General features: G+C 69.4%; 12 protein-coding genes. 7 read left to right on the top strand and 5 right to left on the bottom strand.

Going from position 1 to position 12,332, the window contains the following annotated elements; genetic code table 11:
* The 6 genes from G474_RS21940 (at window position 1) to G474_RS19890 (ending at window position 6,419) form a co-directional block, all read left to right on the top strand.
* The gene (locus G474_RS21940) at window positions 1–888 is read left to right on the top strand and encodes a diguanylate cyclase (RefSeq protein ID WP_051282017.1); all 888 of its coding nucleotides are present in this window, start codon (window positions 1–3) and stop codon (window positions 886–888) included.
* Window positions 889–944: 56 nt separating this feature from the next.
* Window positions 945–1,859, top strand: a complete 915-nt coding sequence (locus G474_RS0106835; protein ID WP_026686321.1) for a DUF808 domain-containing protein — start codon at window positions 945–947, stop codon at window positions 1,857–1,859.
* 63 nt (window positions 1,860–1,922) lie between these two features.
* Window positions 1,923–3,662 carry an ArnT family glycosyltransferase gene (locus tag G474_RS0106830; RefSeq protein WP_026686320.1) on the top strand — a complete coding sequence of 580 codons (1,740 nt, stop codon included), beginning with the start codon at window positions 1,923–1,925 and terminating at the stop codon, window positions 3,660–3,662.
* Window positions 3,659–4,858: a sialidase family protein gene (locus G474_RS19900; protein WP_051282014.1), complete on the top strand. Its 1,200-nt coding sequence runs from the start codon at window positions 3,659–3,661 to the stop codon at window positions 4,856–4,858. The genes G474_RS0106830 and G474_RS19900 overlap by 4 nt, the downstream gene beginning before the upstream one ends.
* Entirely contained in the window at window positions 4,855–5,439 is a 585-nt protein-coding gene (locus G474_RS21935; RefSeq protein WP_026686319.1) for a hypothetical protein, read from the top strand. The genes G474_RS19900 and G474_RS21935 overlap by 4 nt, the downstream gene beginning before the upstream one ends.
* On the top strand, window positions 5,436–6,419 hold the full coding sequence (locus G474_RS19890) for a glycosyltransferase family 2 protein (protein WP_043463502.1): 984 nt from the start codon (window positions 5,436–5,438) through the stop codon (window positions 6,417–6,419). The genes G474_RS21935 and G474_RS19890 overlap by 4 nt, the downstream gene beginning before the upstream one ends.
* Here the strand turns inward: G474_RS19890 and G474_RS0106810 are convergent.
* Window positions 6,404–7,000: a DUF922 domain-containing Zn-dependent protease gene (locus G474_RS0106810; protein ID WP_043463498.1), complete on the bottom strand. Its 597-nt coding sequence runs from the start codon at window positions 6,998–7,000 to the stop codon at window positions 6,404–6,406. The two genes, G474_RS19890 and G474_RS0106810, sit on opposite strands and share 16 nt — an antisense overlap.
* A gap of 26 nt (window positions 7,001–7,026) precedes the next feature.
* On the opposite strand from G474_RS0106810, the gene G474_RS0106805 reads away from it, so the two are divergent.
* Window positions 7,027–7,662 carry a DUF2726 domain-containing protein gene (locus tag G474_RS0106805; RefSeq protein ID WP_026686317.1) on the top strand — a complete coding sequence of 212 codons (636 nt, stop codon included), beginning with the start codon at window positions 7,027–7,029 and terminating at the stop codon, window positions 7,660–7,662.
* 51 nt (window positions 7,663–7,713) lie between these two features.
* Here G474_RS0106805 and G474_RS0106800 read toward each other — a convergent pair whose 3' ends face one another.
* The 4 genes from G474_RS0106800 to G474_RS0106785 form a co-directional block, all read right to left on the bottom strand.
* On the bottom strand, window positions 7,714–8,499 hold the full coding sequence (locus G474_RS0106800; RefSeq protein ID WP_245589318.1) for a response regulator: 786 nt from the start codon (window positions 8,497–8,499) through the stop codon (window positions 7,714–7,716).
* A 96-nt stretch (window positions 8,500–8,595) separates the two neighbouring features.
* Window positions 8,596–9,159, bottom strand: coding sequence for a flavodoxin family protein (locus G474_RS0106795; protein ID WP_026686315.1), 564 nt, complete (start codon window positions 9,157–9,159; stop codon window positions 8,596–8,598).
* Between the two features lie 39 nt (window positions 9,160–9,198).
* Entirely contained in the window at window positions 9,199–10,062 is an 864-nt protein-coding gene (locus G474_RS0106790; RefSeq protein WP_026686314.1) for a phosphate/phosphite/phosphonate ABC transporter substrate-binding protein, read from the bottom strand.
* A 4-nt stretch (window positions 10,063–10,066) separates the two neighbouring features.
* The gene (locus tag G474_RS0106785) at window positions 10,067–12,283 is read right to left on the bottom strand and encodes a putative bifunctional diguanylate cyclase/phosphodiesterase (protein WP_051282012.1); all 2,217 of its coding nucleotides are present in this window, start codon (window positions 12,281–12,283) and stop codon (window positions 10,067–10,069) included.
* Window positions 12,284–12,332 lie beyond the last annotated feature (49 nt).

Genomic DNA, 12,332 nt, shown 5'->3' with positions numbered 1-12,332 from the left:
ATGACGACCCAGCCCATCCGCCTGCTGCTGATCGAAGACAACCCCGGGGACGCCCGCCTGATCCAGGAGACCCTCAGGGATGCCCCGGTCAATGTGGAACTGGAGCACGCCGACAGCCTCAAGAAAGGCTTCGCCCTCCTGGACGAATGGCGTTTCGATGCAGTGCTGCTCGATCTATCCCTGCCCGACAGTCACGGCCTGGGGACCGTATCGCGCACCCGGCAGCAGGCCCCGGAACTGCCCATCGTGGTGCTCACCGGCCTCAATGACGAAACCACCGCCCTACAGGCCATGCGCGAAGGGGCCCAGGACTACCTGATCAAGGGTCACGTGGACAGTGCCCTGCTGCTCAGGGCCATCCGCTACGCCATCGAGCGCAACCGCATGCAGTCGGCCCTGCACGCCCTCTCCCTGCTGGACGACCTGACCGGCATCTACAACCGGCGCGGCTTCATGACCCTGGCCGAGCACCAGATGAAGCTGGCCCGGCGGCGCCTGGTGGGCTTCTACCTGATCTTCATCGACCTGGACGGCATGAAGCTGATCAACGACCAGTACGGCCACCCGGCCGGAGACCGGGCCCTGATCGCCACCGCCCAGCTGCTGTCCGACACTTTCCGGGGTTCCGACGTGGTGGCGCGCATGGGCGGTGACGAGTTCGCCGTGGTCACCACGGAGGCCAACGGCCATGGCCCGGCTCCCATCATCGCCCGCCTGGAAACGGCCGTATGCCGTTACAATGCCCAGCACCCTGCCGACCCTCCCCTGTCCATCAGCTGTGGCGCCGTATTCTTCGACCCGGAACAGGAAGTACCGCTGGAAAACCTGATCGAGGAAGCCGACCGGATCATGTACGAAAACAAACGCGCCAAGGCCGCCTGCCGCTGAGCCCCCGTTTCCTCCCCTCCATCCCCCTTGCCACCTGAAACCGTAGAGAACCCGCCATGGCCGGAGCCAGCCTGCTTGCCCTGATCGACGATATCGCCACCATCCTGGATGACGTGGCCGTGATGACCAAAGTTGCCGCCAAGAAAACCGCCGGCGTCCTGGGGGACGACCTGGCCCTCAATGCCCAGCAGGTGTCCGGCGTCCGGGCCGAACGGGAGCTGCCCGTGGTCTGGGCCGTGGGCGTGGGCTCCCTGCGCAACAAGGTGATCCTGGTTCCCGCCGCCCTGGCCATCAGCGCCTTCCTGCCCTGGGCCATCACCCCGCTGTTGATGCTGGGCGGCCTGTTCCTGTGCTTCGAAGGCACTGAGAAACTGGCGCACAAGTTCCTGCACAGCGCCGCCGAGGACGAGGCCCACCACGCCGAACAGCTGGCCGCCCTGGCCGACGCCCAGGTGGACCTGGTGGCCTTGGAGAAGGAGAAGATCCAGGGCGCCATCCGCACCGACTTCGTGCTCTCCGCCGAAATCATCGTCATCGCCCTGGGCACCGTGGCCGACCAGTCCTTCGGCACCCAGCTCGCCGTCCTGAGCGGCATCGCCCTGATCATCACCGTGGCGGTGTACGGCCTCGTCGCCGGCATCGTCAAGATGGACGACCTGGGCCTGCACCTGACCCGCAAAGCCAGCAGTACGGCCCAGGCCGTCGGGCGTTTTCTGCTGCTGGCGGCTCCGAAGCTGATGAAGCTGCTCACCATCGTCGGCACGGCGGCCATGTTCATGGTGGGCGGGGGCATTCTCACCCACGGCATTCCCGGCGCCCACGACCTGATCCATCATCTGACCGAAGCCGCCGGCCCCCTGGGACTGGCAGTCCCCACCCTGCTGGACATGCTCACCGGCCTGCTGGCGGGCGCGCTGGTCCTGGCCCTGGTCACCCTGGGCCAACGCCTGCGCCCGGGCCAGACCACCTGAACCCCGGGAGCGGGGCCGCCCGGCCCCGCATCCGGCTTGCCCGGCCGGTGCCGGGCGCTTAAGATGCGCTTCTTTGCCTCCGGGCGGCCCCGCCCGCCCCCCCGGTCGATGTCCCATCACTGCCGCTTTTCCCACCGTCCGGCCCTTCCTCCCCCCCTGCCTCTGCATCTCTGGCTCGCCCTGCTGTGTACCGCTGCCCTGGTTCTGGGTCTGGGCATCTGGGAACCCACGGCGCTGACCGGCAAGGATGAATTCTTCCTGGGCCTGCGCACCCCCATGGAAATGATGGAGCGCCAGGAATGGCTGGTGCCTTTCCTGGACGGGGCGCCGCGCATCCGCAAGCCGCCCCTGCTCTACTGGCTGGCCCGGGCCAGCTACGAAACCTTCGGCATCTCCCTGTTCAGCGCCCGCCTGGTAACCGTGCTCTGTGCCACGGCCCTGGTGGCCGCCACCGTCGCCATCGGGCGCCGCCTGCTGCTCGACAACCAGGCGGCTCTGGGCGCCGGGGTGCTGCTGCTCACCTGCCTGGGCATGGCCTCCGAATCCCGCCGGCTGATGCTGGACATCCCCGTGGCCGCCTTTTCCGCCTGGGCCTTCTGGGCCTTCCTGGTGTGGCAGGAGCGCCTGAAGCTACGCTGGCTGCTGCTGGCGGCCCTGTTCCTGGGCGCCGGCTTCCTGGTCAAGGGCCCCATCGTCGCCCTGGTCTGCGGCGGCGGCATGCTTGGCCTCATGGCGGCCCGCCGCTTCTCCTGGAACGAGCTGCTTTCCCGCTGGCCGGCCGTGCTCACGGCCCTGCTGTTGCTGGCAGCCGTGGCCCTGCCCTGGTTCCTGCTGGTCAGAGAGCTGCACCCGGAAGCCGCGGCCCTGGTCTACGCCGACGAGATGGAAGCCCGGCAGCTGGCCAGCTTCTCCCTGGACATGCTCCCCGGCCTGCTGCAGATCGCCCTGCCCTGGTCCTTCGTGGCCCTGGCCCTGATCTGGCAGGGACGCCGGGCCATCTGGCACGAGGCCGGCCCGGAACGGCTACTGCTGGTCTGGCTGCTGGCCACCTGCCTGCCTTTCCTGCTGGTGCGCACCTTCGACCGTTACCTGGTGGGCTCCCTGGTGCCCCTGGCCCTGTTCCTGGCCTGGCAGCTGCGGAACAGCGCCCACCTGCCCCCCTGGACAGCCCGGCTCGGCATGGGCATCGCCGTGCTGTTCGGCGCCCTGCTGGCAGCCCTGGCCTGGCGCTTCCAGCTCGGAGGCTGGTACTGGTGGCTGCCCGCCGCCCTGTACTTCGTCTGGGCCTGGGGTGGCCGACGGGAGCGCCTGCACTGGCTGGCCGCCCCCCTGCTGTACTGGATCGCCCTGCTCTGGGGCCTGTTCCCGGCCCTGGGGGTCAATGCCGTGCCGCCCCAGGTTCTGCAGATGGGGCAGAGCGGCCGGGCCATCGCCATGTATGACGGACCGCAACCCGCCCTGCTGCCCATCCTCAGCGGCCGTACCCTGGCCCACTGGCCCCGGGTGGATGCGGCCCGGGCCCAGGCCCTGATGGCTGCCGACGGCCGGGTGTTCGTCGAACACGAGGACCTGCCCCGGCTGCAGCGGCAACTGGCGGAAGCGGGCCTGATGGCCCTGCCCGAAGGGGAATACCGGGTCCTGGCCAGCCACGGTTCCGGCCTCCGTTTCGCCCGCCAGGGCGTCCGGCGCAGCGACTGGGAACAGGCCTGGCAGACCCGGGACCCGGCGCCCCTGATGACCACCATCCACTGGCTGCGCCTGGCCCCCCTGAGCGCCCCCCTGGCCGGAACCGGGCAACCGTGAGTCCGGTGCCGCGACTGGCCCTGGCCTTCGCCCTGGGGGTCCTGGGCTGGAGTGCCTGGCAGGCTCCCCGGCCGCCAGCCCCCGAGTTCCTCCTGGCCGCCCCCGGGGCAGCGCCGGCCCGGACGAGCGTGCCCCCGCCCACCAGCAGCATTCCCGGCTTCCAGGCGGAGCTGCTGCCGCAAGCTGCGGCCTCGGCCCACGCCGCCAGTCTGGCCCAGCTGCCCGACGGCACCCTGCTGGCCGCCTGGTTTGCCGGCAGCCGGGAAGGGGCCGCCGACGTGGCCATCTACCTGAGCCGCCGGGCCGCCACGCCCGGGGCTGCCTGGAGCCCTCCCGAAGCCATCGCCAGCCGCAGCGGTACGGCCCGGGAGCTGCGCCGCCACCTGCGCAAGCTAGGCAACCCGGTGCTGCATGTGGCGCCCGACGGGCGGCTGCAGCTCTATTTCGTCAGTGTCTCCCTGGGCGGCTGGGCCGGCAGCTCCATCAATCTCAAGGAATCCCGGGACGGGGGCCGGACCTGGAGCCCGGCGGTGAAGCTGGTCACCAGCCCCTTCTTCAACATCAGTACCCTGGTGCGCACCCCGCCCCTGGCCCTGGCCGACGGGGGCCTGGGCCTGCCCGCCTATCACGAATTCGTGGCCAAGCAGGGGGAATGGCTGCACCTGGGACCCGACGGCCGCCTGCTGGACAAGGTGCGCATGCCCCAGGAACGGGCGACCCTGCAACCCGCCGCGGTGCCCCTGGACCGGCACCGGGCCCTGGCCCTGCTGCGCGATGCAGGGCCAGGGCAAGGCCATGTCCTGGCCGCCGCCAGCGACGATGGCGGCAGCACCTGGGCGGCTGCCCCGGCCTTGCCCCTGGGCAATCCCAATGCCTCGGTGGCCCTGCTGCGCCTGGACGACGGCCAGCTGCTGCTGGCCAACAACCCGGGGCCCGGGCGCAGCCGCCTGGAGCTGGCCCTGTCCCCGGACCAGGGACAGAGCTGGCTGCCCCTGGGAGCCGTGGAGGCCGCTTCCGAGCAGGACGACAAGAACGCCGAGTTTTCCTACCCCAGCCTGCTCCAGGCCCGAGACGGCAGCATCCACCTGGCCTATACCTGGCGGCGCCAGGGCATCCGCCACCTGAGCTTCAACAGGGCCTGGCTGGAAGCCCGCCTGAAGGCCCCGGAACTGCCCCTGCTGGAGGGCCGGCCATGAACTTCGGCAACCCTCAGATCGCCCTCTACGGCTGGCTGGCCCAGGGGCTGTTGCTGGCGGCCCTGGCGGCCACCGGAATCGCTGGGGCCCGGGCCCGGGGCTGGCGCTTGCCGGAGCACGTCGCCCCGCTGCTCTGCCTCTGCGCCGGCATCGCTGCCTTCCTGCCCCTGCCCCCCGTGGGCGACCTGGCGGCCTGGAGCCACGGCGTCCTGGGAGCGCCATCCTTCACCCTGGTGCAGCTGGCCCTGCTACGGGTCCTGGGCCGGCCCCTGCCGCCCCCGCCGGGGCGGGGCCCCGGAGCCCTGCTGCTGCTCCTGGCCCTGCTCTTCTACCTGACTGCCCTGGGCCTGGGCCCCCTGGACCCCTACGGCTGGGGCTTCCACCCCCACTTCCTGTTTGCCGCCCTGCTGCCCCTGTTCATCTTTCTCTACCAGCAGCGCCAGGGAGGCTGGCTGCTCATACTCAGCCTGGACCTGATGGCGTACACTCTCGGCCTTTACGGCAATCTGTGGGATGCCCTGTTCGATCCCCTGCTGCCCCTGATCCTGGCCCTGCACCTGGCCCGAAAGAAAGTTTCATGAGCGATAACCCCAGTACCCCCGTCATTTCCGTCGTCATCCCCATCTACAACGAGGCGGAGAACCTGCCCGACCTGGTGGGCCGCGTCGGCGCCGCCCTGGAGCGCACCGGCAAGCCCTTCGAACTGATCTGCATCGATGACGGCTCCCGGGACGACTCGGCCCACATCCTCGCCGAACTGGCGGCCAGCACTCCCTGGCTGCAGCCCCGCTACCTGATCCGCAACTACGGCCAGACCGCCGCCCTGCAGGCGGGCTTCGACATCGTCCGGGGCGAGTACATCGTGACCCTGGACGGGGACCTGCAGAACGATCCGGACGACATCCCGGCCCTGATCGAGAAGATGGAGGCCAGCCCCGAGATCGACATGATTTCCGGCTGGCGCAAGGAACGCCAGGATGCGGCCCTGTCCCGCAAGCTGCCCTCCACCATCGCCAACCGCCTGATTTCCAAGGTCACCGGGGTGAGCCTGCATGACTATGGCTGCGCCCTCAAGGTGTACCGGCGCGAGATCATCGACCGCATCCACCTGTACGGGGAGCTGCACCGCTTCATCCCCACCCTGGCGGCCGAGGCCGGGGCCCGCATCGTGGAAGTGCCGGTGAAGCACCACGCCCGCACCCGGGGGGTGTCCAAGTACGGCATAGACCGGACTTTCCGGGTGGCCCTGGACCTGCTCCTGATCAAGTTCCTGATGCGCTACCTGCACCGGCCCCTGCACGCCTTCGGCGGCGTCGGCCTGTGGCTGCTCACCCCGGGGATACTGGCCCTGGGCTGGCTGGGCATCCTCAAGCTGCTGGGAGAGTCCATAGGCGGCCGGCCCCTGCTGCTGGTGGGCATCATGCTCTGCCTGATGGGGGTGCAGCTGATCGCCATCGGGGTGCTGGGGGAAATCCTGATCCGGGTCTACCACGAACCCTCGGGCCGGGATCTGTACCGGGTCCGGGAAGCGCCCCGGCCCCGGGCTCAGTCCTCCAGATAGGCCCCCTGGCTGCGGCCGTGCCCCGTATCCCGGTCGAACTGCCGTTCCCGGGCCTGGAAGTGCCGCAGCAGCTCCATTCCCCCGGCGTTGGCCCGGGTTTCCAGGCTGGCGCAGTCGGGCTGGGGCGGCAGCCCCGCCAGGTGCCGGTCGATGGCATGGGCCGCCTGACGCCCCAGGTCCACATGCCCCAGCTCATGCCGGCGCAGGGCTTCCAGATAGCTCGTAAAGCGGCGCTGCTGGCTGGCATCCCCGCGGCTCAGGCGAGGCAGGGTAATCTCGCTCTCCAGGTTCACCTGGACCCGCTCCATGCGGCAGCGGCCCGAGGCTTCCTGGAACCAGTAGAAGCGCCAGCGCACCTGCCAGCGGGTGTAGCCGTGGAACACCTGGCCATCCTGGCGCACCGGCGTGTAGCGGTTGATGGCCTGGCGCAGGGACTCACCGGGCTGGGCCGGGACCTCGTAGTAGCGGTAATCCAGGCGCTCCTCCACCCCCGCCAGGGCCAGACTCCCGGAGAGCAGCAAGGCCAGGCCCAGCAGCAAAGGGCCTGCCGACTGGAAGCCGGCGCGAAAATATGCCAACATATTGAACCTCATTTTTCCGATCCGCCATGGACACTCTGATCTTCCTGGGCGTGCTGGCCGTGGCCGTCGCCCTCATCATCTGGCGCCTGCGCAAGCTTACCCCGCCCCCGGTGCAACCCCTGCCCGCCGCCCGGCCCCGCCAGGAGAAACAGGCCGAACGGCCCGGCAGTGCCTTCGTGGAACCGGAAACCCGTTTCGTGGAAACCTCCACCCGCAAACCCTACCAGCTGCTCAACAGCGCCGAGCAGGTGCTCTACCACCGGCTGCGGGAGGCCATGCCCAACATGATCATCTTCGGCCAGGTCGGCCTGGCCCAGCTGGCCAACCTGCGGGGCCGCAAGGCCATGGAGGATACCCGGGCCATGCTCGGGCGCAGCGTGGATTTCCTGGTGTGCCGGGAAGATTTCGCCATCCTCGCCGCCATCGAGCTCACCTGGCCTACTCCCGAAGGGTACGCCAAGCCGGACCCGGAAATCGCCAAGCGGGCCGCCCTGGAACGGCTGGGCATTCCCCTGATCGTGTTCCGCCCCAACCAGCTCCCTGATCCCGACACCATCAGCCGGGAAATCGCCGAAGCCATCGTGCGCCGCAACCACCTGGAAGCGGAGCGGGAACGGCAGCGGGCCCAGAATTCCCAGTTCTCCCAGATGTCCCAGTTCTAGCAGCCCGCCGGGGCTGAACCTGGCCTGCTGCTGGCCGGCTGCCGGCCGGGCTCAGGCGCAGAGGGACTGGGCAATCAGCTGGCGGATGTTCCTGGCTTCGAAGGGTTTGTCGCAGATGGCCGAAACCCCGGCCTTCTCCACGGCCGCCAGGCGCCCCTGGTCATGTTCGCTGGTGATCATCAGGATGGGCACCGAGCCTTGCCAGCTCTGGGTGCGGATGTATTCCACCAGGGCCCGGCCGTCCATCTCCGGCATGTTGTAGTCGGTGAGCACCAGGTCCACCATGGTGTCGGCCAGCTTGATGACCGCCTCCCGGCCGTTTTCCGCCTCGATGATCTCCTCCAGCCCCATCTCCTCCAGCAGGCGCCGGATATGGCGCCGGGAAGCGTAGCTGTCATCCACCAGCAGCACCCGCAGGTGCTCCACCTCCACGGCATCGAAGGCCTCTTCCGGAGTGAGCAGGTCGATGGCTGAATGCAGGGCCCGGGCCAGCTGGGCTTCGGTGAAGGGCTTGGCGACGATGCAGCAAGCCCCGGATTGACGGATGGGGTCCAGCACCTGGGGCCGGGTCTCGCTGGAAATGAGGATGAAGGGCACCCGCTCCAGCTCCTCGTCGTGGCGCATGGCGGTCACCAGCTCCGTGCCGGCCATGTCCGGCAGGTAGAGGCTGCTGATCACCGCCCCGGGACGGGTTTCACGCATGGCGGCCAGGGCCTCGCCGGCCCGCTCGTAATGCTGCACCCGGCTCACCCCCAGGTGCGCCAGCATGCGCAGCACCAGCTGAGCCTGCATGTGGGAGGGTTCCACCAACAGGACCTGCAGGTCCCCCAAAGACATGTTCACCGCCATCGACGCCCCCACTGGTTTTATTGGAATGCCGCCGACTATAGCAAAAAGCCGGGCCTGTGCCCGGCTTCCCGCCCTCAGGGGAAATCAGCGCAGGCGCAGCAGCTGTTCGGCCACCCGCTGCCCGAGCCGGGCCGCCGTCTTCAGGTCCGATTCCAGCATCGCCTCGGCCCCCTGGTCCGCATTGGCCTGGGCCATGGCGCCGGAGGTGCAGCCCAGGCGGTTCAGGTCGTCCACCGAGCCCTGGCTGGAGTTGTTGCCGGGCAGGATATCCAGGCTGACCCAGATCATGCCGTGCTGGCAGGCCAGGATCATCAGCTGCACCAGGGTGTTGAGCTTGTCCCCGGACTGGGAGGCGGAGGTGGTGAAGCCGGCCGCCAGCTTGTCCTTCCAGCTCTGGGCGAACCAGCGCTTGCTGGAAGCGTCCATGAATTCCTTGAACTTGGCCGAGGCGCTGCCCATGTAAGTGGGGGCCCCGAAGATGATGGCGTCGGCGGCATCCAGCTCGGACCAGGCCGCCTCGTCCAGGGTGGTCACATCATAGAGTCTGGCTTCCACACCGGCCAGGGAGTTTGCCCCTCCCAGCACGGCGCCAGCCTGGCGGGCCGTATGGCCGTAGCCGCTGTGATAGGCGATGGCGATTTTCTTCATGGTGTCTCTCCGGGATTCAGATGATCAAACCCGGCAAGCCTACTGCAGTTCCCGCAGGATGCGGTAGGCACCGTCTTCCATGGGCACGAAAGCCAGGCTGCCCTGCTGCTCCAGCAAGCCGGGGAAAGCCTGGCCGTCCCGGGCCAGGAACACGGCCCGGATGCCCTCCCGGATGGGTGCACAGAGCCGCCCCCGGTAGACGATGGCATCCTGGGGTATCGGTTCCGAACGCCACAGGACCCGCACCGAGTCCGCCTCGATGCGCCCCTGGCGGACCAGTTCGGAGAGATGGAAGCCGGACAGGAAGGCAGCATCCACCTTGCCGGCCGCCACGGCCAGCCCGGCCCGGTCATGGTCGCCCACATAGACGATGCGGCCGAAGAAGCCATCCAGGGAACGGCCGGTGAGCGCGGGGAAGACCCGGCGCGGCAGCACTGCCCCGGAAGTGCTGCCCGGATCGGTGAGAGCCAGGGTGCCCCCCTGGAGGCTTTCGAGACTGCGATGGCGGCTGGCGGCCGGCACCACCAGCAAGGCCCGGTAATAGGGCCCCTGTTCCTGGAAAGGTCCGGCCCGCTTGGCGTAGGAGGCAAATACCTGGACTTCCGGGTTGGCCCCCCGGGCCTTCAGGTAGGAAGCCGGCCCGAGGACGGCGAAGTCTATGGTGGAGGCGGCCAGCCCTTCCACCACGCTGCCATAGGACTGGGGCTGCAGCAGCTCCACCGGTTTGCCCAGGCGGGCTTCGATGGCCGCCACCAGGGGCCGGTAGGCGCTCAGGTCCCGGCCCGCATCCCCCTGGGGCACCAGGGAAAAACGCAGGCGGGCAGGATTCTCGCACTGGGCCCCGACGCTGGCGCATCCGCCCAGAAGCAGGAATGCCAGGAGCAGGCAGCAGATCCGTCCCATGCCTTCAGTCCCGCCCATGCACGCCCAGGCGCCGCTCCAGGAGCGCCACCACTTCCCCGGCCGGCAAGGGCCGCTGCAGGTGGTAGCCCTGGGCCCCGTCGGCCCCGCTGGCCTTGAGCTGCACCAGCTGTTCCGGTGTTTCCACCCCGGTCACCAGGACCCGGAAGCCCTGCACATGGGCCAGGGTGATGATGAAGCCGGCCGTGCCCCCCGCCCCCTTGCCGCCTTCCCCTTCGCCGATACAGGAGGGCTCCACCTTCAGCCATTTGAGCGGCAGGGCACGCAACTGCTGGAACCCGGTCTGGCTCCGCCCGAAGCCATCCACGCGCAGGGACACCCCCAGATGGGCCAACGCTTGGAGCCGCTCCAGGGCCCCCGGATCCGCCCCAGGCAGCCAGTCGGCAGGAATCTCCAGCCCCAGCAGGGCGGCGCTGAGTCCCTGCCGGGCCAGCTGTTCCTGTACGGCAGCGGGAAACGCCGGATCGGCCAGGGTTTCCGGGGCCAGGTTGATGGCGATGGGCAGCAGGTGGCGCCCCTCCGCCCGCCACTGGCCCAGCAGCCTGCAGACCTCCGCCAGGACCCAGCGGTCCAGGCGCGGCAGCAGGCCCAGCTCCCGGGCCAGGGGCAGGATGTCCTTGGGGTAGATCAGGCCATGGCCCGGATGGGGCCAGCGCACCAGGGCTTCCAGCCCCATGGGCTGCAGATCATCCAGGGAATGCTGGAGCTGGTAATGGAGCTGCAGCCCCCCCGCCTCCAGGGCCGGCTCCAGGTCCCGGGCCAGCTCGTCCTGACGCACGGGAATGCCGTTCAGGGCCCCGTCAAAGAAGCGGAAAGTGCCGCGCCCGGCAGACTTGGCCGCATACATGGCGGCATCGGCGTGGGCCATCAGGGTGTTCAGGTCCTGGCCGTCCCGGGGGGCCAGGGCCAGCCCCAGGCTGGGACGCACCACCAGCTCGTGGCCCTCCAGCTGGCAGGGAGCCCCCACGGCCTGGATGATCTTGGCCGCCACCCGGGCCGCGTCCTCGGCACTGGCCAGTTCGTTGATGAGCAGCACGAACTCGTCCCCGCCCTGGCGCGACACCAAGTCCGAATCCCGCAGCACGGCGCGCAGACGCTGGGCCACGGTCTGCAGCAGCTGATCCCCGATGCGATGGCCAAGCTGGTCGTTTACGGCCTTGAAGTGGTCCAGGTCCAGGAATACCAGGGCGTGCAGGTGCCTTCCCCGGCGGGAGCCGGAGAGATGGCTGGCGGACAGCTCCGAAAACAGCATGCGGTTGGGCAGCCCGGTCAGGTGGTCATGGGAGGCCAGCTGGTAGGCCTGGCCCTTCTCGGTTTCCAGCTGCTGGATCAGGCTTTCCTTTTCCGTCTCGGAGCAGAGCACCCGGCGGTACAGGGCCCGCTGACGCCGGGCCAGCAGGGTCAGGGCCGTTCCAGCAGCCAGGAGCAGCAGGGTGAGGCCCCAGGCCCAGAGCAGGTGGCGCTGGCGGGAGGGCGCCAAACCCTGGAGCACACTGGCCTGGCTCTGGCTGATTTCCACCACCAGGGGAAATCGGGCCAGGGACTTGCTGACCCGCAGCTGAGCTTCCGTCTCCCCGGCGGCCGGCCCCCCCAGGCTGATGGACAGGTCGTCGGCTTCCACCAGACGGGTACCGCCCTGCCGGAAAATGCCGATGTGCCGGGCCCCCAGGCCCGCCCCCTGGTAGAGGCGCAGGAAATAGCCCAGATCGAGGAGCATCACCAGCTGCCCCTCCCGCCCCGCCGGACTGCGCAGGGCCAGGGCCAGGGGCAGCAGCCAGGCTTCCTCACCCCGGCCGCTGGGCTGTCCCAGCCCCAGGTCGCTGCCGGCCGGGGGCAGCTCCTGGTGCGCCAGGCCCTGGGCCAGGGGACTGGAGGCAAACTGCACCCGCCCGGCCCCGTTCAGGACCGCCAGACGCAGATAGGCTCCGTCACCGGCCAGGGCAGCCCGCAAGGCAACACCGGCGCCGGGCCCCTGGTCCAGGAGTTCCGCGGCCCGGTCGGCATAGAGATGGGGACGGGTCAGCACCTGTTCCAGGTTGGCCGCCACGATGTGGGCCAGGGTTTCGTTCTGCTGCCGCGCCGCCCCCAGGGCCAGCTGCCTTTCCTGTTCCAGCTGCCCCAGGGAAAGGCCCCAGATGGCCACCAGCAGGAGCAGGGTCAGCACCGACGGTCCCAGGAGCAGCAGGAACCAGCCCCAGCGCATGCCCGCCGGGGCGGTCCACCAGGGCCCGGCGGCTGATGAAACTGGGGAA

This window comes from Azovibrio restrictus DSM 23866 (assembly GCF_000429665.1).
Classification (GTDB): domain Bacteria; phylum Pseudomonadota; class Gammaproteobacteria; order Burkholderiales; family Rhodocyclaceae; genus Azovibrio; species Azovibrio restrictus.
This window is presented reverse-complemented; position numbering and strand designations above follow the sequence as displayed.